This is a genomic window from Clostridium sp. K13 (assembly GCF_019734195.1).
Lineage (GTDB): Bacteria > Bacillota > Clostridia > Clostridiales > Clostridiaceae > Clostridium.
In genome coordinates, this window is record NZ_JAASHM010000006.1 from 42,046 (window position 1) to 64,426 (window position 22,381).

At 27.2% G+C, this 22,381-nt stretch carries 20 protein-coding genes and 1 other annotated feature; of the genes, 1 reads left to right on the forward strand and 19 read right to left on the reverse strand.

Annotated elements, in window-relative coordinates:
• Positions 1-56: 56 nt before the first annotated feature.
• The 12 genes from HCG76_RS05550 to HCG76_RS18985 form a co-directional block, all read right to left on the reverse strand.
• Entirely contained in the window at positions 57-851 is a 795-nt protein-coding gene (locus tag HCG76_RS05550) for a hypothetical protein (RefSeq protein ID WP_221699237.1), read from the reverse strand.
• Positions 852-930: 79 nt separating this feature from the next.
• Positions 931-1,140 (reverse strand): hypothetical protein, encoded by a 210-nt coding sequence (locus HCG76_RS05555; RefSeq protein ID WP_221699238.1) that lies wholly within the window; start codon positions 1,138-1,140, stop codon positions 931-933.
• 191 nt (positions 1,141-1,331) lie between these two features.
• The gene (locus HCG76_RS05560) at positions 1,332-1,715 is read right to left on the reverse strand and encodes a hypothetical protein (RefSeq protein WP_221699239.1); all 384 of its coding nucleotides are present in this window, start codon (positions 1,713-1,715) and stop codon (positions 1,332-1,334) included.
• A 363-nt stretch (positions 1,716-2,078) separates the two neighbouring features.
• Positions 2,079-2,306, reverse strand: coding sequence for a DUF3892 domain-containing protein (locus HCG76_RS05565; protein ID WP_221699240.1), 228 nt, complete (start codon positions 2,304-2,306; stop codon positions 2,079-2,081).
• A gap of 42 nt (positions 2,307-2,348) precedes the next feature.
• Positions 2,349-3,653, reverse strand: a complete 1,305-nt coding sequence (locus tag HCG76_RS05570; RefSeq protein WP_221699241.1) for an MATE family efflux transporter — start codon at positions 3,651-3,653, stop codon at positions 2,349-2,351.
• Between the two features lie 87 nt (positions 3,654-3,740).
• Positions 3,741-6,383, reverse strand: a complete 2,643-nt coding sequence (locus HCG76_RS05575) for a valine--tRNA ligase (RefSeq protein WP_221699242.1) — start codon at positions 6,381-6,383, stop codon at positions 3,741-3,743.
• A 245-nt stretch (positions 6,384-6,628) separates the two neighbouring features.
• Positions 6,629-6,859: a binding site (T-box leader), on the reverse strand.
• A gap of 140 nt (positions 6,860-6,999) precedes the next feature.
• The gene (locus HCG76_RS05580) at positions 7,000-7,371 is read right to left on the reverse strand and encodes a hypothetical protein (RefSeq protein WP_221699243.1); all 372 of its coding nucleotides are present in this window, start codon (positions 7,369-7,371) and stop codon (positions 7,000-7,002) included.
• A 70-nt stretch (positions 7,372-7,441) separates the two neighbouring features.
• On the reverse strand, positions 7,442-9,682 hold the full coding sequence (clpA, locus tag HCG76_RS05585; protein ID WP_221699244.1) for an ATP-dependent Clp protease ATP-binding subunit ClpA: 2,241 nt from the start codon (positions 9,680-9,682) through the stop codon (positions 7,442-7,444).
• Between the two features lie 3 nt (positions 9,683-9,685).
• Positions 9,686-9,985, reverse strand: a complete 300-nt coding sequence (locus tag HCG76_RS05590) for an ATP-dependent Clp protease adaptor ClpS (protein WP_221699245.1) — start codon at positions 9,983-9,985, stop codon at positions 9,686-9,688.
• A gap of 157 nt (positions 9,986-10,142) precedes the next feature.
• Positions 10,143-10,313 (reverse strand): hypothetical protein, encoded by a 171-nt coding sequence (locus HCG76_RS05595; protein ID WP_221699246.1) that lies wholly within the window; start codon positions 10,311-10,313, stop codon positions 10,143-10,145.
• A 21-nt stretch (positions 10,314-10,334) separates the two neighbouring features.
• Positions 10,335-10,595, reverse strand: coding sequence for a hypothetical protein (locus HCG76_RS05600; protein ID WP_221699247.1), 261 nt, complete (start codon positions 10,593-10,595; stop codon positions 10,335-10,337).
• A 17-nt stretch (positions 10,596-10,612) separates the two neighbouring features.
• Entirely contained in the window at positions 10,613-10,744 is a 132-nt protein-coding gene (locus HCG76_RS18985) for a CPC_1213 family protein (protein ID WP_260458038.1), read from the reverse strand.
• 206 nt (positions 10,745-10,950) lie between these two features.
• Here HCG76_RS18985 and HCG76_RS05605 point away from each other — a divergent pair, with 206 nt between their 5' ends.
• Positions 10,951-11,400: a hypothetical protein gene (locus HCG76_RS05605; protein WP_221699248.1), complete on the forward strand. Its 450-nt coding sequence runs from the start codon at positions 10,951-10,953 to the stop codon at positions 11,398-11,400.
• Between the two features lie 56 nt (positions 11,401-11,456).
• Here HCG76_RS05605 and HCG76_RS05610 read toward each other — a convergent pair whose 3' ends face one another.
• The 7 genes from HCG76_RS05610 to HCG76_RS05640 form a co-directional block, all read right to left on the reverse strand.
• Positions 11,457-11,930 carry a hypothetical protein gene (locus HCG76_RS05610; protein ID WP_221699249.1) on the reverse strand — a complete coding sequence of 158 codons (474 nt, stop codon included), beginning with the start codon at positions 11,928-11,930 and terminating at the stop codon, positions 11,457-11,459.
• Between the two features lie 109 nt (positions 11,931-12,039).
• Positions 12,040-13,047, reverse strand: coding sequence for a hydrogenase expression/formation protein HypE (hypE, locus tag HCG76_RS05615; protein ID WP_221699250.1), 1,008 nt, complete (start codon positions 13,045-13,047; stop codon positions 12,040-12,042).
• A 27-nt stretch (positions 13,048-13,074) separates the two neighbouring features.
• Entirely contained in the window at positions 13,075-14,154 is a 1,080-nt protein-coding gene (gene hypD, locus HCG76_RS05620) for a hydrogenase formation protein HypD (RefSeq protein WP_221699251.1), read from the reverse strand.
• Positions 14,126-14,386, reverse strand: a complete 261-nt coding sequence (locus tag HCG76_RS05625; protein WP_221699252.1) for a HypC/HybG/HupF family hydrogenase formation chaperone — start codon at positions 14,384-14,386, stop codon at positions 14,126-14,128. The genes hypD and HCG76_RS05625 overlap by 29 nt, the downstream gene beginning before the upstream one ends.
• A complete protein-coding gene (gene hypF, locus HCG76_RS05630) occupies positions 14,358-16,682 on the reverse strand; it encodes a carbamoyltransferase HypF (RefSeq protein WP_221699253.1) in 2,325 nt (774 codons plus the stop codon). Before hypF ends, HCG76_RS05625 begins: the two co-directional genes overlap by 29 nt.
• A gap of 180 nt (positions 16,683-16,862) precedes the next feature.
• Entirely contained in the window at positions 16,863-17,813 is a 951-nt protein-coding gene (locus HCG76_RS05635) for a carbohydrate kinase family protein (RefSeq protein ID WP_221699254.1), read from the reverse strand.
• A 134-nt stretch (positions 17,814-17,947) separates the two neighbouring features.
• Positions 17,948-22,237, reverse strand: a complete 4,290-nt coding sequence (locus tag HCG76_RS05640; RefSeq protein ID WP_221699255.1) for a 2-hydroxyacyl-CoA dehydratase — start codon at positions 22,235-22,237, stop codon at positions 17,948-17,950.
• Between the last annotated feature and the right edge of the window lie 144 nt (positions 22,238-22,381).

The window sequence follows — 22,381 nt, forward strand, 5'->3', positions numbered from 1 at the left end:
TAATAAATATTAATAATTTATGATCGTATAAATTATGATATTTACACAGGATAAATTTAAAATACAGGATCATAAACTAATTTATAATAGCAATTATTATTTTCTATTCTAATTACTTCATATTTATCATCATCAATTTTATTAAAAAATACAGTATTTGAATCATACTCTCCTGAGTAAATCTTTTTAATATAGTCATTTAACTTATCGTAATCTAATATCTTATCTTTAAGTATTATATTTCTAAATTCATCTAACTTAGAATCTTTAAATTTAAAATTTTCATTTACATTTTGAATTGAAGCCTTATATACTACGTCACTATAGGTTTTACCAAATACCACAAAAGAATCATCAACATAATTAGCGGCTTCTGTAGTATTTATACTTAAATCGATATTTAAACTTTCTTCATCTGTGAAATATTGTATTGTTTCTGCTCCTAAATTCTCTAAATTCTTTAATAATAAATAATGCTCATCATCTGATAAATCACTTAAGCTAGAAATTCTATCACTAATTGGTTGAACATATTTTATCTCTAATGAATTATTTTTACAAAATTCCTTTACTATAGTTATAGCTTTTATGTATTCTTCTGAAACAGCTTTATTTCTAGCTTCAAAGTTTGGTGTACCAGCATTACTTTTAATAGATATTACTTCATTTTTAGTAGTTATTATATTACTTAAGTTGCTATTTTCTATTTCAGATATAACACTATTTTCTTCTAATTGAGATTGAACCTTAATATTTTTAGTTTCTTTCTGTACTTTAGAATTTTTATTTATTGTACATCCTATTAATATTAAACTAAGTACCAATACTAAAATAATCTTATTTTTTCTCATCTTATTCTTCCCCTTACACCTTTTTATGCATCAAATAAAAACATATTTTTACTTATTATACCATATATTTAATCACTTTTTATGTATATATATCATCTTTAATTTTCTTTATTATAGATAGCAAACTTGCTCCTATTATTCCAATAACTCCTCCAAGTGCAAAAAATAAAATTATATTTTCAGCTACAACCCCTATAATTATACCTAGTCCAACCCCAGCTGCTATTCCTTTTGTTAGATATTCATAATCTTTTTCAGATAAAATTATCTTTTCTAAAAATTTCTTCATAGTTCTAATACCTCTTATAATACTTATATATATTAGACTATTTATAATACACTTTTGTTTCATAACTTATATTATTTTTTTATTATATATAAATTTGTAATAATATTTTAGTATCTATAAAAAAAATAAGCTTCAATTATTGAAGCTCATTCATGAAACTAATTTATAAAATTATAATAGAACTTTTTTCATTATTTATAATTCATCACCTTACTAGTAGTGACTTTAATTACAATAAAATAAACAGCAATAGCGCAAATTGTTGCTATCATATCGTTAACATCAAAAGGACTATTTAAAAATAAATCATGTACTATTTCCGAGATAAATGCCAATATTAAAATGGCACCACAACTTATTATTGATATTTTAAATGTAAACACTTTTGATAACTTTTCACATATAAACTCTGCAATCCATATAAAAAGCCATGTTGCTGATATATTAGGCATTACTCCTAATATGAATGCTATACTATTTACAGTACTTAATTGTGTACCTCTCAAAAATATAGTTAATGCCCATGTAACTATACCAATTACCCCAATAATATATGTAGTTGTAAATTTAGTCATACAATCCCCCTATTTAATGTAATTTTGTATATATTTTAACATAGTTTATAATCGCTGTATATATTTTACAATAAAGCTTTATCCTATAATATTATTGATAAATATATATATATATAAATTCATTATTTTATTTATATATTACTTTTTAAAACATAAAACAGTGACAATAGAACTTGTCACTGTTTTATAATTATAATCAATTCCATAACTCCTATAGATAGTTTTATTAAATATAATAGTTTCTTAATTAATAACTTCATAATTATAAATTCAAATAATTTATAAAAAAATAACGTCTAAAAAGCTTATTTAAACTTTATTAGACGTTATTTTCTATCAATTAATATTAAACTAATTTAAAATTTAATCTTGTTTAGACATTGATGATAAATTATTTCCTTCAGTTCCATCAGGTTTAGTTCTTAAATATTCTTCACCCTTCTTAGAATGAGCAATAATTACACCATCAATTTGACCATTTTTAGCCATTTCAACTCCTTGAGCCTTTTCAACTGTTTGGCCATTTTCTAATACATATTGCATAATTTCGCCACTACTATTTTTAATTGTTTGCACTATTTTATTACTCATATTATTCACCTCTTAATAATATTTTCCACGAAATGAATAATTTTATGCATTTTTCTTTAGAAAAATAACAGTTGCAATTAAAGTTAATAATTCTCCTATAGGTACGCTTAGCCAAACACCATTAATCCCAATAAATAATGGTAATACAAATACACAAATAGAAACAAATAGAAGACCTCTACAAAAAGCAATAATAAATGACTCTTTAGCTAACTCTATAGATTGAAAATAAGCTCCGCTAACCATATTTATTCCCATAACAATAAATGCAATAGAATAAGTTCTAATTGAATTAATAGCTATAGCTAAAACTTCATTATTGGGATTAACAAAAATTCTCACTATTTGCTCTGGGAAAATAATGCATAGTATAAAGAAAGCTACTCCTATAACTAACGCAGTAAATAATCCTAAATTTCTTAATCTAGTTGCTCTTTCTTTTAAGTTTGCTCCCATATTAATACTTATTAATGGCTGTATTGTTTGGCTTATTCCATTAAATAAGGCAACGGCTATTATCCCAGTATTGGAAATAATACTATAAGCAGTTACACCATCATCACCAATAATTTTTAAAATCTGAATATTAAAAATAAATATAACAAACCCTAGTGATACTTCTATAAAAAGACTAGGTAATCCACATTTAAATATTCTAGTAATATAAGATAATTTATAAAAGTCTTTCTTAAATCTTAATGTATTATTTTTAGATAAAAGATGAGTTAATAAAATTAAACAACTTATTGTATAAGAAAAAACTGTTGCTATTGCAGCTCCTCTCATCCCCATATCTAACGGAAAAACAAATATATAATCTAATATAATATTTAAAAAGCCACTAAAAATAACAGTAAACATAGCTTTTTTAGGTGCTTTATCAGCTCTAATAAAGGGAGCCATTACACTTCCCATAACAAATGGAATAGTACCAATTACAACTACTACCATATATTCTTTTACAAAAGGCATAATTTCTTTTGTAGCACCCAATACTAAAGCAATTTCTTCTAGAAATACAAAGCCAATTATACAATAAATAGTTGCTAATATAAGTCCTAATATAAATGATAAAGTAAATATTTTATTAGCTTTATCAAGTCGTTCTCTTCCTTTCTCAATAGACATTAAAGTAGATCCACCTATTCCAATTAAAAGACCAGTTCCAAAATAAATTGAATAAATAGGTAATGAAATATTTAATGCGGTAAGACCTTTACTCCCTACTCCCTGTCCAATAAATATAGTATCAAATAAAATATAAACTGATGTAGATAAGGCAGCACACATAGTAGGAAAGAAATATTTAAAATATAACTTAACTACATTATCTTTTAGTAAATTCATAATATCCCCCATTTTTATTTATAAATAATAAAAATGGCAGGTGACAAATCCTATGAACTTGTCACTTGCCAAAGTATTAACTTAAAACTATTTTAAAGTGTCTATTCTAACTAAAACTGCATCAAGCATTTCTTGATACTTAACCATTTTTTCTTTTTCTGCATTAATTACAGCTTCTGGTGCCTTAGCTACGAATCCTGCATTAGAAAGCTTCTTTTCAATTCTTGTAACTTCGCCTTCTAATTTTTTCTTTTCTTTATTTAATCTTTCTAGTTCCTTTTCTTTATCAACTAAGTCAAGTAATGGCATAAATAATTCTCCACCCTTAACTACTAATGATACTGCATTTTCAGGAACTAAAGCTTTATCAGCTATAAATTCAACTTCCGAAGCAGAACCTAGTTTTTCCATGTAAGGAATACCTGCAGTAAATGCTTCTTTAGCTTCTTCAGAAATATAGCAAATTACTTTTGCTTTTCTTGATGGTGGAACGTTCATTTCAGCTCTAACGTTTCTTAATCCTTTAATAGCTTCAATAATGAATTCCATATCTTTTTCAGCTTTTTTATCTGCTAAAGCTTCAGAGTATTCTGGCCAAGTTGAAATTGCTATAGATTCTCCTTCTGTTAATGTAGTATATATTTCTTCTGTTATATATGGCATAGCTGGGTGTAATAATTTTAATCCTGTAGTTAATACAGTATTTAATACGTTGTATGCTACTCCCTTAGCTTTTTCATCATCACTGAAGAATACTGGTTTAACAAGTTCTATATACCAGTCACAGAATTCAGTCCACATAAAGTCATAAACCTTTTGGTTAGCTATTCCAAGCTCATACTTTTCTAAGTTTTCTGTTACTTCTTTAGCTACAGTGTTCATTCTTGAAAGAATCCACTTATCAGCTAAGCTGTAATCTTTGCAATTAGCATATTTATTCATTAATTCTTTATCAAGGTTCATCATAACGAATCTTGAAGCATTCCAAATCTTATTAGCAAAGTTTCTTGCAGATTCAACTTTTTCAGGGATATATCTTATATCATTTCCAGGTGTACTTCCTGTAACTAACATGAATCTTAATGCGTCAGCACCGTATTCATCAATTACTTGTAATGGGTCAACACCATTTCCTAAAGACTTACTCATCTTGATACCATTAGCATCTCTTATAATACCATGCATTAATACTGTATCAAATGGAGTCTTATCCATGTTATATAATCCTGAGAATATCATTCTTGCAACCCAGAAGAATATGATATCATATCCAGTAACTAATACATTACCTGGATAGAAGAAATCTAAATCTGGTGTTTTTTCTGGCCAACCTAAAGTTGAGAAAGGCCATAATGCAGATGAGAACCAAGTATCAAGTACGTCTTCATCTTGTCTTAAGTTTTCAGAACCACATTTTGAACACTTACATGGTGCATCAACTTCAACCATAATGTTGTTACAGTCATTACAGTAGAATACAGGTATTCTGTGTCCCCACCATAATTGTCTTGAAATACACCAGTCTTGAATATTTTCCATCCAGTTGAAGTATATTTTTTCAAATCTTTCTGGAACAATCTTTGTTTCACCATTTCTAACAACATCTATAGCTGGTTTTGCTAAAGATTCCATCTTTACGTACCATTGTTGTGATATTATAGGTTCAACTACAGTGTTACATCTATCATGTGTTCCTACGTTGTGAGTATGAGGCTTAATTTTAACTAATAATCCTTGTTCTTCTAGATCTTTAACCATTTGTTTTCTAGCTTCATATCTATCTAAACCTTGGTATTTTCCACCTAATTCATTAATTACACCGTGGTCATCCATTACTCTGATTATTGGAAGGTTATGTCTCTTACCAACTTCAAAGTCATTAGGATCATGAGCTGGAGTTATTTTAACTGCACCTGTACCAAATTCGATATCAACATAATCATCACCAACTACTGGTATTTCTCTATCAGTTAGAGGTAATTTTAATGTTTTACCTATTAAGTGTTTAAATCTATCATCATTTGGATTAACAGCAACTGCAGTATCTCCAAGTAATGTTTCTGGTCTTGTAGTAGCTATTTCTAAATATCCTGAACCATCAGATAATGGATAATTTATATGCCAGAAGCTACCTTCTTTTTCTTCATATACTATTTCTGCATCTGATAAAGCAGTAGTACATTTTGGACACCAGTTAGTTATTCTGTTTCCTTGATAGATTAATCCATCATTATATAATTTAACAAATACTGTTCTAACAGCTTTGTTTAAATGTTCATCCATTGTAAAAGCTTCTCTTGTGAAGTCACATGAAACTCCTAGTTTTTTAAGCTGATTTCTAATAGTACCTTTGTACTCTTCAGCCCATTTCCAAACTTCGTCTAAGAAAGCTTCTCTTCCCATTTCTTTCTTAACTTTACCTTCTTTTAATAGCTCATTTTCAACTTTAACTTCAGTTGCAATTGAAGCATGGTCTGTTCCTGGAAGCCATAAAGTGCAGTAACCTTGCATTCTTTTAAATCTTATAAGCATATCTTGCATTGTGTTATCTAATGCATGACCTAAATGAAGCTTCCCTGTTATATTTGGTGGTGGCATCATTATTGTAAATGGCTTCTTTGTTTTATCAACAACAGGAGTGAAATATTTCTTTTCTTCCCATGTTTTATAAATTCTTTCTTCAAATTCTTTTGGATTATACGTTGTGGCTAAGTTCTTCTTTTCTTCCATCAATAAAACCTCCTGAATAGTTTATTTTCTATATTTAAAGTTCTTATATAAAGACTACTTTACTAATTTAATGTTTTTTTATTTGTGCCTAAAAATAATATTACTTTAATTATAATCTCCATAATTTAATTTTTAAATCTTTGTACTTACTAGAACTAAGTTTCTCTCAGTTGTTAAATCAGTTTCATTAACCAAACTTTAATTAGCACCTCATTCAATATAACGCAAAAAAAGCCTTAATCCTAAAAAAGGACGAAGACTCGCGGTACCACCTTTATTCCTACTAAGCAAACTCTGTTTACTTCTTATAGGCTCTTAATTCAAATAACGACTTAGACAAGCCGTCTTTAGTTACTACTATTTCACTAAAGAAACTCAAAAGCTACCTTCAGGATATTCAATATAGAAGGCTTACAGCCTAGACCTTCCTCTCTTAATACGTCCTATTCCTTACTCCTCTTTATCACTGTTTTTAAATATTTATTTGTTCTTATATTATGATATTTTTTTAGCTTTGTCAACAAATGTATTATAACTTTTATTTTTTATTTTAGTCAATAGTTATTACTAACTATTGACCAAAATACTAATTAAGTATACTAAAAACTTTCTATTTTTATAATTTTCTAATAAATTCATTATAACTTTCTGGCTCACCACTTCCAAAAATAATTTTAAATTCATTTGTTTGTGGGTTTCTATAATTAATATAACTTTTATCCATATTTAATCTAGAAGTATCACTTAAATTAAACTTTTTTACAGCTTGCTCTTCAGTAATATTCTCACCTAATGTTCCTATTTGTCCAATTCCACTAAGAGTAACTAATTTATAAGCTCCACATGGATTTAAATATTCAACTTTATTTTCTTTATTATAAAAATACCCACAACATGTACAAATCTTAGTAAGCTTATTTAGCGACCCCTCTATATTAATTAATCCTCCGCAAATTTTACACTTCTCAATATTTAATACGTTATCCATTTTTAACCCCCATATATTCTTAATTATATTAATTTATATTAATTATAAATAAAACATATGAGGATCTTTTTTATTTATAGATAAACTTATTATCTTTAATATCTAAAGTAATTTCTCCACCATTACTTAAGGCTCCAAATAATATTTCATCAACTAACATTGGCTTAATTTCTTGATTTATAATTCTTATTATTTCTCTTGCTCCATATTCTTGGGAAGTACCCTTACTAGCTATAAAAGAAATACATTTATCATTAAAATTAATCTTAACATTTTTCTTTGATAATTGTTCATTAAATTTATTAAGCTCTCTACGTGCAATATCTAATGCCATTTCATTATTTAAATGGTTAAATACTACTATTTTATCAAGTCTGTTTCTAAATTCAGGAGTAAAGAATTTTTTAACTTCCTCCATTATGGCTTCACCTCTAATTACTCTTTCACCAAAGCCTATAACACTTTTACCAATATTCTTTGCTCCAGCATTAGAAGTCATAATTAAAACTACATTTCTAAAATCAGCTTTTCTTCCTTGGTTATCACTTAATGTAGCATAATCCATTACTTGAAGTAAAACATTCAATATATCTGGGTGTGCCTTTTCAACTTCATCCAATAATAAAACACAATATGGATTTTTTCTTATTGTATCTGTTAAAAGCCCACCTTCTTCATATCCTACATATCCTGGAGGAGCCCCTATAAGCTTAGCTGCTGCGTGTTTTTCTGAATATTCACTCATATCAAATCTAATAAGCTTAACACCTAAACTTTTTGCTAAAATCCTTGAAAGTTCTGTTTTTCCTACCCCTGTAGGCCCAACAAATAAAAGTGAACTTATAGGCTTGTTTTCTTCATTAAGTCCTGCCCTTGACATTTTAATGCATCTTACTACCTCATGAATTGCTTTATCTTGACCAAAAATATTTTTTTCTAAATTATTTTCTAGTTCTTTCAATTGTAAAATTTCATCTTTTTCAACTGTATTCTTTGGTATATGACATACTTTTGATATTACTTCTTCTATTATTTCTTCATCAATTATCTTCTCATTTGAATCTTTTCTATTCATAGAAACATATGATCCAGCTTCATCAATAACGTCTATAGCTTTATCTGGTAAAAATCTATCATTTATATATTTACTACTTAATTCAACCGCTAATTTAATAGCTTCATCAGTATACTTTACATTATGATAATTTTCATAATTACTCTTTAGTCCTTGAATAATTTTAATTGTTTCTTCTACTGAAGTTTCTTTAACCTCTATTGTTTGAAATCTTCTACTTAGTGCCTTATCTTTCTCAAAATACTTTTTATATTCGTCAAAAGTTGTAGCACCAATAAATTTTATCTTTCCTTCCATTAAATAAGGTTTTAAAAGATTTGATGTATCTAATGAACCTCCCCCAATTGAACCTGCACCTACAATAGTATGTATTTCATCAATATATACTATTGGATTTTCATGCTTAGATATTTCATTTAACACCTTTTTTATTCTCTCTTCAAAGTCACCTCTATACTTAGTTCCAGCTAAAGTAGCCCCAATATCTAATGAAAAAATTTCAGCATTTTTTATTTTTTCTGGAACATCTCCCTCATTAATAAGTCTAGCTAATCCAAATGTTATAGCTGTTTTACCAACTCCAGGCTCTCCCACATGAATAGGATTATTTTTAGTTCTTCTACACAGTATTTGTATAGTTCTATTTAATATATCCTCTCTCCCTATAAGTGGATCATTATAATCATTTCTAACATATTCATTTAAATTGCTAGTTAAAGTATTAATAAGTGATTCTTTTTTACTACCTTCATTTACTTCTTCTTCATCTATATCATCATCTTGAATTTCTTCATCATCAATATAATAAGTATTTTCCAAATTATCATGACAAAGTCTATAAAGCAGTTCTCTTTTCTCTATTCCTTCTTCTAGCAAATAATACTGAGCATAACTATTGTCTAATTCATAAATTGCAGATATCATATGCTCCATAGAAATATCCTTACTACTTGCATAAATTGCCTGTTCACTTGCTCTTAATATAATCTGCTGAAAATTATAGCTTTCTTGAACCTTTCCAATTTCATCCCTTTCCATATAACTATTTAAATAATCTAATAATTTACTTCTTAGTTGCTCAACATTTCCTTCTAACTCTTCAATTACTGTAATAAATCTTTCTTGAAATGTTATTGCATACAATATATGTTCTGCTGTTACAAATTCATGATTATTCTTTTTAGCCACTTCATATGCTTCAACTAGAATATTATTTACTTCTCTTGTTATCTCCATAGCTTATGCCTCCTCTATAGTTATATTAAAAGGAAAGCCTTCTTCTTTTGCCATACATAATGCCACAGCTACCTTTGTAGTGGCAATATCATAAGGATATATCCCAACTATTCCTCTTCCTAACTTATGAACGTCCATCATTATCTTATTTGATGTATTTATATCTTTTTTAAAAACAGTCATTAATATATTAACTACGAACTCCATTGTAGTGAAATCATCATTATGCATAACTACTTTATAATGTATTGGCTTTTTAATCTTTACTTTTTCTTTATTTACTGTTGCAATACCATTTTCCATATATTATCTCCTTGTATAATAACTTTTACTTTTATTATATTAATGCTACTGATTAATATCAATATTACATTCTAACTTTAATATTATTGTACAAAATAAAGGTCATACTATTAAATTAATTGTTAGTATGACCTTTACTTTATACAATTTTTATTATTTATTTATCTTGCATCCATTCATATGTCTTATAGCTCTTTTTATTATGAGCATGTGCTCCTATTTTTTCACCATTTTCTATTCCAACCTCTGAATTTCCAGTTGGATCAATTTTTCTTAATTCATTTTTAGATTTTGGTTTATCTTTCATTCTATTCTTATTATTATCCATAAATCTTACCTCACAAGTATGCTAATAATTAAATTTGCTTTTTACTGCATCAAAAACTGGTTTAAACTCTTCCTCATGCTCATCAAATAGTAATGTTAATTCATCCTTAGCTTTAATATATTTAGGATCATTTTCCTCATATTGTACTATTCCTCCAGACTCTTTATGAAACTTCATAAAAATCATAGGATGTTTTTTAGCAAAGGATTCCATTTCATCAATATGACGCTCAGGTTTTGAGGCATTTTTTAGCCATCTAAATACATAATCATATTTATCCATCTCTTCACTACCTTTATCTATATTTTAAAATCAGTTGGATCATATGTTTTTGCTTTAGGTTCACCAAAACAAGCTTTTACACTTTCAACTTGTGGATTATGATTTACATTTTTATGTTGTTGTTTTGTTTTTTTCATTTTGTTTCCCATAATATCACCTCATTTATATTCTTTCCTTATAAAAATTCTATTATCCTATTAGATGTTTTCCATTTGTTCTTGTTTTTAGTTTAATACTCATTTACGAGTATTTTAAATACAAGTATAATTGCATTTATTTTTTCTTATTAATCACTCTTTGTATCCATAATCATATTATGTACTATAACTAATGAAAAAATTTAGGAGATGGTAACATGTCAAGATGTGAAAAAAACTTTAATAACTGTTCTTATTTTAAAGCAGAAATAAGAACACAAATTACTATTTTAGCAGACTCTGACACCATTTGCGATTTATTAAAAGAAATACATGATAATTGTATCAATTTAGATGGTTACTATTATCAAAATATTGAATGTGACAGTAATATTTTCACCTTTGTAGTAGGTAATGAAAATGAACAATCCTCCTCTGATTTAAGAACTGTCCAATGTATTCTTAAAAAATGGTGCATAGACTATTTAGAAAATGATACTGTAAGAGTAATTATCAATCATAATACACCTGGTGCTTTAGCTAAAATTTATTGTGCTTTAGCTAAATGTTTAGATGTGTATTCTTCATATTATGCTCAAAGAAAAGGTATCTATATTGAAACCTCAAACAATTGTAAGGCTGTTAAAATAATTAATTCCTTAAATTAATTATCTAAAATAAACCACAGTATAAAAATATTAACTTTTATACTGTGGTTTTATATTTATACATTATTTTTTTTGTAATACTTATTATATATTTCTTTTGTATATCCATAATCTATTAATACATATCTATTGTTCACTATACCCCAGCTTGTAAATTTATATAAGTCAGCCCAAACTAAATTATACTTATCATGGATTTCTTTAATACTTTCTTTATTTTTTATATCTTTTTTATTTTCAATATTAAAATAATTTAAAAACTCCTTTTCATTTTTTATAGGCTTTGCTTTTTTCATAATTAAATACTTATAATCATCTGATACAAAATATACTCTTGCAAGTAAATCTAATTTACTTTCATTAAAAATTAGAAATTCTGCTTCATTTTGAGCAATTCCCTTAATATTCCTAGCAATCTTCAATACAAATCCATTATTTAAGTCATAAACCTTTCTAGCTGAACCTGAACCTATATACTTATACATTCCAGATTTTATCCCATATAAAACATACTGAATATCAATGTACATAATAAGCACCTGCTCTTTTGTATAAAATTAGAGCACTTATTGAACTACTCTACATATTTATAATATTCATTTAATACTTAATATGTGATTCAATTATAACTTCATATTATCAGCATATCCTAACTAATATCTCACCTTCAGGCATATTTATAATTCTTTTACCTCCAATATTAGTTTTTAAATAAAGCTTATTTTTTCCATCATTTATTACTTCTCCTAATAAAACAGAATTTTCTCCTACTGGATTCTTCTTCATAATGCTTAGCACATTATCTGCATCATTTTTATCTACTATTACAACTAGTTTTCCTTCATTAGCTATAAATAATGGATCAAGCCCTAAAATATCACACATAGCAGCCACTTCTTGCTTTACTGGAATATTCTCTTCTTTAATTTCTATACTAACATTACTATGTTCTATAATTTCATTTAAAGTAGTAGCTAGTCCACCTCTAGTAGGATCTCTTAAAACTCTAATATTTGTACTAACGGATAATATATCACTAATTAATTCATTTAATAAGCAACAATCACTTTTGATAGTACTTTTAAATCCAAAATCTTCTCTTTTATTCATAATGCACATACCATGATCACCTAAAGTACCGCTTACTATTACCTTATCTCCAGCTCTTACCTTATCTCCACTTAAATACCTATTATTTTCTTCTATTATACCTATACCAGTAGTATTAATATAAATCTTATCACAGCTTCCCTTTTCTACTACCTTTGTATCACCTGTAACTATCTTAACTCCTGCCTCGTTAGCGGTTTTAGCCATAGATTGTACAATTTTTTCAAGTTCATTTATAGTTAACCCTTCTTCTATTATAAAACCTACTGAAATATATAATGGCTTTGCCCCACTCATACATATATCATTAACTGTTCCACAAATTGATAGCTTCCCTATATCTCCACCTTCAAAAAATATAGGATTTATTACAAATGAATCTGTTGACATAGCTATTCTCCCATTTAAAGGAGGTAATACTGTTGAATCATTTTTTTGTGATAAAAGCTCATTATTAAAATACTTATAAAATAAATTATCTATTAACTTATTAGTCGCCTTTCCTCCACTACCATGAGCTAAAGTTATTATTTCCATAAAAGTCACCTCTTAAAATTCTAAAATTTATCTATACTTATAAAATGCTGAACAAGTCCCTTCTTCTGATACCATACATGCTCCTATTGGATTTAAAGGAGTACATGCTTTTCCAAACAATTTACATTCTGTTGGTTCTTTAATTCCCATTAGTATATCACCACAAGAACAAGCACTATTATTATTACTTTCCTTCATACTCATATTAAACTTAAATAGAACATCAAAACTTTTATATTCATCTCTTAATTCTAGTCCTGCATTATTAACTTTTCCTAGTCCCCTCCAAGTGCTTTCAGTTAATTTGAATATATTTCTTAATAAATTATTAGCCTCTTTATTTCCATCCTTCTTCACTAATCTACTATATAAATTTATTAATCCATATTCATTTTTTTCTTTCATCTCAATTAATTTATATATAGATGATAAGATATCATTTATCTCAAATCCAGAAATAACCATAGGCATCTTATATTCTTCTGCTATATTAAAAAAAGGATTTTCACCTATTATAGTTGCAACATTTCCTGGACATAAAAATCCATCTATTTTAACCTTAGGATTTAAAACCAAAACTTCCATAGCTTCTGGCATTGTTTTTAAACTATTTAATATTGAATAATTTTTAATATTTTCTTCTTTCGCTTTTTTTATACTAAGTGCTATTATTGGTGCAGTAGTCTCAAAGCCAATTGATAAGAATACTACTTCTTTATCAATATTTTTTTTTGCTATTTCTATACTATCTAAAGGTGAATATATAACTCTTATATCTCTTCCCTTAGCCTTTTCTTTAGATAAGCTGCTATTACTCCCTGGTACTCTAATTAAATCTCCAAATGTAGTTATTATTACATTATCTTTTTTAGATAATTCTATAGCAGTATCTATATATCCTTGTGGTGTTACACAAACAGGACAGCCTGGCCCATTTATAAGTTTAATATTTTCACTTAAAACATCTTTTAATGCATTTTTTAATATTACATTTGTATGAGTTCCACAAACCTCCATAATAGAAATATTAAAATTCCCCTTACTATTTATCTTTTTTAATAGCTTTTGAGATATATCCTTACTTTTCAACTCTTTTAATATTTCCATTAAAGTTACACTCCTCTATAGCATTACTTAATTCTTTAAATATATCTAAGGTTTCTCTTGCATAATCCTCATCTATTTTTTGAATTGCACATCCTGCATGAACTAATACATATTCTCCTTCCTTAGGATTTTCAATAAACATTATATTTACCTTTACTTTGACTCCGTTATAATTAACAATAGCATCACTTTCTAAAATTTCTTCAATTTTTGCTGGAACTGCTATACACATACCCTCTCCCCCTTAATTCTTCTTTTATAACTTCATTTGCAATTACTAATTGCCCTAAACTTACTCCACTATCATTACAAGGAATAATCTTATGAGCTATTACATTAAAATTATATTTATTTAATCCCTCTATAACACCTTTAAATAATATTTCATTTTGAAAAACACCCCCACTAATTACAATAGTATTAATATTGGTATCTTCTCTAATACTTAAAGCCATTTCAATAGTACCTTTTACTACTGTATTATGAAATTTCTTCCCTATAATACTAATATTATTTTTACTATTAATATCATAAATAATGCCTTTTATAATATCATCAAAACAGAAAATAAAACTTTCTTTATCTCTTATAATTTGGAAAATATATGTTTCACTATTGTTTTCATCACATATATTTTCTAAATTAATAGCCGCCTCACCTTCAAAGGTAACTTTATTATTAACTCCTAATATAGAAGAAATTCCATCAAATAATCTTCCCATACTAGATGTCTCTGGAGAATTTATTTTTCTATCAATCATAGTCTTTATTATGTCAATTTTTTCATTATTTAAATGTTCTGGAATAAAATCTTTTAACTTTTCTTTAAAGACTTTATAAATTAGTGAAACCCCTATTCTCCAAGGTTCTTTTATTGCTTTTTCTCCACCTGGTAAATAAAATTTATCTAAATGCCCAACTCTTTTATACTTTCTTCTATTACATAAAAAAAATTCTCCACCCCATATACTTTCATCATCTCCATATCCAGTTCCATCAAATGCAATTCCAATAACATCTTCATTTATATTGTTTTCTGCCATGCAGCTTACAATATGACTGTGATGATGTTGTGCTTGTACTATTTTAATAGTGCTTTCTATTTTTAAAACTTTTTTTAAATCAATTTTCTTATATTCAAAATCCGGATGATTATCATATACTAAAACCTTAGGAATAATATTATATATTTTGCTAAAATGCTCTATAGTGTGTTCTAAAGAATCTATTACTTCACTGTTCTTTAAGTCTCCTATATATTCACTAATAAAAACATCCTTTCTATTACTTAAAGAAATAGTATTTTTCAATTCTGATCCTAAAGCTAATATTTCTGTAATAGTATCAATATTTAATGTATATGGTGCATACCCTCTTCCTAGTCTTATGACCCTTTCTTCTCCTAAAATACTATTAGTTACTGAATCATCAATTTTCATATAAATTTCTCTATTATGCATTAAAAAATAATCAACAATATTGTTTAATTTTTTAATTGCTTCATTATCTTTATATATAATTGGTTCTCCACTAATATTTGCACTAGTCATCACTAAACTATCTAATTCATCATCAAATAACATATAGTGTAATGGTGTATATGGTAACATAACCCCAACTTTTTTATTATTTGGAGCCAATATTTCAGAAAAACTATATTTATCTCTTTTTTCTAAAAGTACAATAGGTCTTTTATTAGATTTTAATAGTTCCTCTTCTTCTTTTTTTATATTACAATATTTTCTTACAGACTCTATATTTTTTATCATTACTGCAAATGGCTTAGTAGGTCTATATTTTTTTTCTCTTAATAATTTAATTGCATCTTCATTACTACTATCACAAACTAAATTAAAACCTCCAATGCCCTTAATAGCAAATATTTTTCCTTGCTTTAATAAAGCTATAGCAGTATCTAAAGGATCATCAGTTATTATTTCATTATTATTCTTATCAACTATATAAGCTCTAGGTCCACATATAGGACAAGCATTTGGCTGAGCATGAAATCTTCTATTTTCAGGATTATTATATTCAGCTTTACAGCTATCACACATTTCAAAGTCATTCATGGTAGTAAAATCTCTATCATATGGTAAGTTTTTAATTATAGAAAATCTTGGTCCGCAATTTGTACAATTAGTGAGTGGATATCTATACCTTCTATTATTTTTATCGAATATTTCCCTTTTACATTCAGAACACAATGAATAATCTGGAGAAATATATGTTGTTGCTTTTAAATCAGAATTGCTTTCTTTTATAAAAAAATCTTTATAATTAATAAGTTCTTTATCCTTTATATCTATTAAAGTAATTTTTGATAATATAGGTGGATTAATTTTAATTTCACTTATAAAATAGTTAAGAGATTTTTTATCTCCTTCAATATCAATCATTACTCCTTGACCGGTATTATTTACCCAGCCTGATAAATTATTCATTTTAGCCAGATTATAAATAAATGGTCTAAATCCAACTCCTTGAACTATTCCTTTTATCTCAATAAATTTCCTGTATTTATCCATACATTTTACCCTCTAAATACATTCTCAATTTTATAATTACAAATCAATTATACCATTTTTTATTTAATTTTACATTTTAAGGTTTAATAATAAAAAAAAAAAAAAAAAAAAAAATAAGACTCTATAAATAACATAATAATTTTTAAGCTTTTATGTTATCTAATAAGTCTTATTATAACTTTAGTTTTCTTTCCACTCTGTCTTATTAATTAAATCATTAACTAATTCATTACTCATAGCTGGATTTATAGTTTCCTCATGAGTAATTGTTATTATTGACATAGCCATTGAATATTTTAATGTATCTTTTATACTTAAGTTATTCATATATCCATATCCAATTCCGGCTACAAAAGAATCTCCAGCTCCAGTTACATTCTTTACATTAATACTTTCACAACAAGCTAATGTTCCTTCTTCACCTTCACTAGTTATATAGTAAATTCCATCTGAATCTAAACTAATAAATACATTTTTCACACCTTGTTCTATGAAAAATCTACCTGCTTTTTTTAAATCATCATCAGTTTCAATTTTAAATCCACATAAAGCTTCTGTTTCGAATCTATTTGGCTTTACAGTATGGAAATATTTAATTAAATGACGAATTTTTCTTGCTTTCTTTGCTGATACTGGATCTAAGATAAATTTACTTTTTCCTTCATATTTTTTTAATATATACTCTAATAAAACTGGATTATCTGAATCAACAATTGTATATTCAGCATTTGCAAAGACTTCATGTTTTCCCTCTATAAATGCTTCGTCCATCTTATTTAAGCTTTCCATATCTACAACTGCAGATTCCATTTCACCTTTGTGATTTAATATTGCCATATATGTAGGAGTACTTTCTCCTTTTAAGAAAAGAGAATTCTCCATATTATATCCGAATCTTCTAGAGTGCTCTAAAATGCTCTTTCCATTCTCATCGTCACCTAATGTAGAAATAAACTCTGTATTTATACCTACTCTTGCTAAGTTTTCAGCAATATTTCTACAAACTCCCCCAAAAGATATTTTTATATGCCCTGGAATTGAATCCCTTTGTGCATAGCTTCTTCCACAGAAACCAAAAATATCAACTATTGATGCCCCTAAAACTAATATATATGGATTGTTTTCATTCATACTATCTCTCCTGCTACAAATCTAACGTAATAAAACATAAATACATTATAGTAAAGACATGAAAAAAAATAAAGAGAAAATTTAAAGATTTTGTCGAATATTTTTATTTCTCTTTATTTTTAACCACTTTTAACCTATATGTTGTTTGTTCTTAATTTATTTATATCTATTTTTATCTCTTTTCTACAATTATATCCTTCTTGAGTTAAATTCATATTTTTAAATGCAACTGACATCATTAATTTAATTCTGTTTAATTGATTAACCTCTGATGCGCCTGGGTCATAATCCACTGCTATAATATTAGCAAATGGATATTTAGCCTTTAATGCTTTTATCATTCCTTTTCCAGTAACATGATTAGGTAAACATGCAAATGGTTGAATGCACACTATATTATTTATATCACTCTCAATTAATTCAACCATCTCTCCTGTTAATAACCAGCCTTCACCAGTTTGATTACCTAATGAAACTACTTTTGAGGCTTTTTCTGCAAGATTACTTATTGAGGTTGGATTACCAAATCTTTCACTTTTTTGTAACTCTCTTATAACACACTTTCTAAATAATTCAATATAAGTAATAGCAATATTACATCCTGTTTTAACAATACTATTTCCTGATAAATATTTTCTTTTAAACTCTGAATTATAACAACAATACAAAAAGAAATCTAATAATTCTGGTACTACAACCTCTGCTCCCTCACCTTCTAAAACCTCAACAATATTATTATTAGCTGTTGGATGATATTTTACAAGTATTTCTCCTACAACTCCAACCTTAGGTTTTTTAATATCTTTTATCTCCAGCTTATCAAATTCTTCAACTATATTCTTTATATTTTCATCCATTTGCCTTTTATTTCCATTGCAGACATTTTCAAGAGCTTTTTCTCTCCAACGGTTATATAATTTATTTGCAGAACCTGGAATCTTTTCATAAGGTCTTACTCTATAAAGCACTCTCATAAATAGATCCCCATATATAATTGACATCATGAGCTTTTTAATAAATAAATAACTAACATTAAATCCTGGCTGTTTCTCCATTCCTAATAAATTTAATGATATTATAGGTACATATTCAAATCCAGCTTCCCTTAATGCCTTTTTTAAAAATCCAATATAATTAGTAGCTCTGCAGCCTCCACCTGTTTGAGTTATTATCATAGCCGTTTTCTTAGGATCATACTTTCCAGATTTTAATGCATTTATCATTTGTCCAATTACTAAAATTGATGGATAACATGCATCATTATTAACATATTTTACACCTTCTTCTATGGCTTCTTTATCATTTTCAGGTAATACATGAAGATTATATCCACATGACCTAGCTGCTTTTTCTATAAACTGAAAATGTATAGGAGACATTTGTGGTGCAAGTATTGTCCAATCTTTTTTCATTTCTCTTGTAAATAAAACTTTTTTATATCTATTATCAATAGCCTTTAATTGTATTTTATTTTTTTCTCTTTCTTCCATAGCAGCTTTTAATGATCTAATTCTTATCTTTACTGCACCTAAATTACTTCCTTCATCTATTTTTATTAAAGTGTACATCTTACCTTTTGATGCAAGTATTTCAGAAACCTCATCACTTGTCACAGCATCTAGTCCACATCCAAAAGAAGTAAGCTGTACCAATTCTAAATCATTTCGCTCTTTAACAAATGCTGCTGCTCTATAAAGTCTTGTATGATACATCCACTGATCAACAACTCTAATAGGTCTATCTAAATCTCCTAAATGTGCAATACTATCTTCAGTAAATACAGCCATATTAAATGAAGTAATTATATCTGTTAATCCATGGTTAACTTCTGGATCGATATGATAAGGTCTTCCACTTAAAACTATTCCCTTAATATTGTTTTCTTCAATATATTTTAATGTTTCTTCACCTTTTTTTCTTATATCATTTATTACACTTGCTCTTTCATCAAAAGCTACATCTACAGCTATTTTAGCCTCTTTCATAGTTATACTATAATCTTTAAATATATCATATATTCTCTTATACAACTTTTCCTTATTATCAAGAGATAAAAATGGTGAAATATATTTTATATTATTAATATTTAATTCATCTATATTATTTTTTATTACTTGTGGATAGGATGTAACTATTGGACAATTATAATGATTATTTGCTTTTTTATCTTCTTTATATTCATAAGGTACACAAGGATAGAATATGGTTTTTATCCCCATATTTATTAGTTCCATTATATGTCCATGACTTAGCTTAGCTGGATAACATACTGATTCTGATGGGATTGTTTCTATTCCTAAGTTAAATATTTTTTTACTTGATAAAGGGGAAATTATAACTCTAAACTTTAATTTTGTTAAAAGAGTAAACCAAAATGGATAATTTTCATAAATATTCAAAACCCTTGGTATTCCAATTTCACCTCTTACTGCTTCCTCTTTTGATAATGGTTTATATTTAAATATTCTACTTAATTTATATTTATATAAATTAGGTACTTTTAATTTATTATCACTATTTCCTAATGGTCTTTCACATCTATTCCCTGTAATAAACCTTTCATCATTTGAAAATTTATTAATTGTTAATAAGCAATTATTTCCACACCCTCCACATCTAGAACAAGTTGTTTCAATCTCGAACTTTTTCAATTCTTCCCTTTTTATTAAGGTAGATACTTCTCCCCCCCTATATCTCTCCTTACTAATCAATGCTGCTCCATAAGCTCCCATTAATCCAGCTATATCAGGTCTTATAACATTTGCTCCTGTTAACTTTTCAAAGCTTCTTAAAACACCATCATTATAAAAGGTTCCACCTTGAACGATTATATTTTTCCCTAACTCATCAAAATTTCTAATTTTTATAACCTTATATAATGCATTTTTTATAACTGAATAACAAAGTCCAGCTGAAATATCTGAAATACTAGCCCCTTCCTTTTGAACCTGTTTTACTTTAGAGTTCATAAATACTGTACATCTAGAACCTAAATCTACAGGCTTCTTAGATTTAACTGAAAGCTTTGCAAATTCATCAATAGAAATATTTAAAGATTTACTAAACCCCTCTATAAAGGAACCACACCCTGATGAACAGGCTTCATTTAATAATATGTTATTTATTACACCATTTTTTATCATTAAAGCTTTCATATCCTGCCCACCAATATCCAAAATAAAATCTACATTAGGCATAAATTCTTTTGCACCCCTAAAATGACAAATAGTTTCTATTTCACCTATATCTACACCTAAAGCAGCTTTTATTAACCCTTCTCCATAGCCCGTTACTGTAGCATTAGCTATAGTTATGTTATCATTAAGTTTTTCATATAATTCTACTAATATTTCTATTGTTTTATTTAATGGACTTCCTTCATTGTTATTATAAATAGAATATAATAACTCATTATCTTCACCTATTACCACTAACTTAGTAGTTGTAGAGCCAGCATCTATTCCAATGAATACATTCCCTTTATACTCTTCTATTTTTCCTCTTTTAGCCTTACTTTCTAAATGTTTATTTATAAACTGAAAATATTCTTCCTCATCATTAAATAATGGCGGTAATTTTTTTTGCATTATCCATGTATCTTTAATCTTATCTAAATCTGATATTAAACTCCCTAAAGTTGTAATACTTCTATTTTCTGATAGTATAGCAGCTCCTATAGCCACATATAATTCTGAATTCTTTGGTATAACATATTCACCTTTCTTCAAATTTAATGTTTCTATAAACCTTTTTGTTAGTCCATCAAGAAAATGTAATGGTCCACCTAAAAATGCAACATTTCCCCTTATTGGTTTACCACATGCTAATCCGCTTATAGTCTGATTTACAACCGCTTGAAAAATTGATGCTGCTATATCACTTTTCTTAGCTCCTTCATTAATAAGTGGTTGAACATCTGTCTTTGCAAATACACCACATCTTGATGCAATTGGATAAATAATAGTAGAATCTTTAGATAACTCATTTAAACCATTAGCATCCGTGTTTAATAGTATTGCCATTTGATCAATAAATGCACCTGTACCCCCTGCACAAGTTCCATTCATTCTTTGATCAACTCCATCTTTCAAGTAAGTTATTTTTGCATCCTCACCACCAAGTTCAATTACAACATCAGTTTTATGTATAAATTCCTCAACGGCTTTTGTACATGATATAACTTCTTGTTCAAAATCAGCCTTTAACCACTCTGCAGCTGCAATTCCTCCTGAACCTGTAACTGTTACTCTTAAACTAATATCTCCTAGTTTTTCGATACATTGTATTAATGCTTGTTTTAAAGTAGTTTTAATATCTGAAAAATGTCTTTTATAATCATTATAGATTACTTTATTATAATAATCTAAAACTACAATTTTTATTGTTGTTGATCCTACATCTATACCTAATTTAAAACATTTCATTTTACCACTCTTCCTAAATATTATTATACAAAATAATTATAGCATAATTTTATTATTTTCCCAAATTTTGTAAATTAATTTAACATAAGAATTTTATATGAATAATATTATATTTTATAGACAATAATTAAAATATCGCAGTAA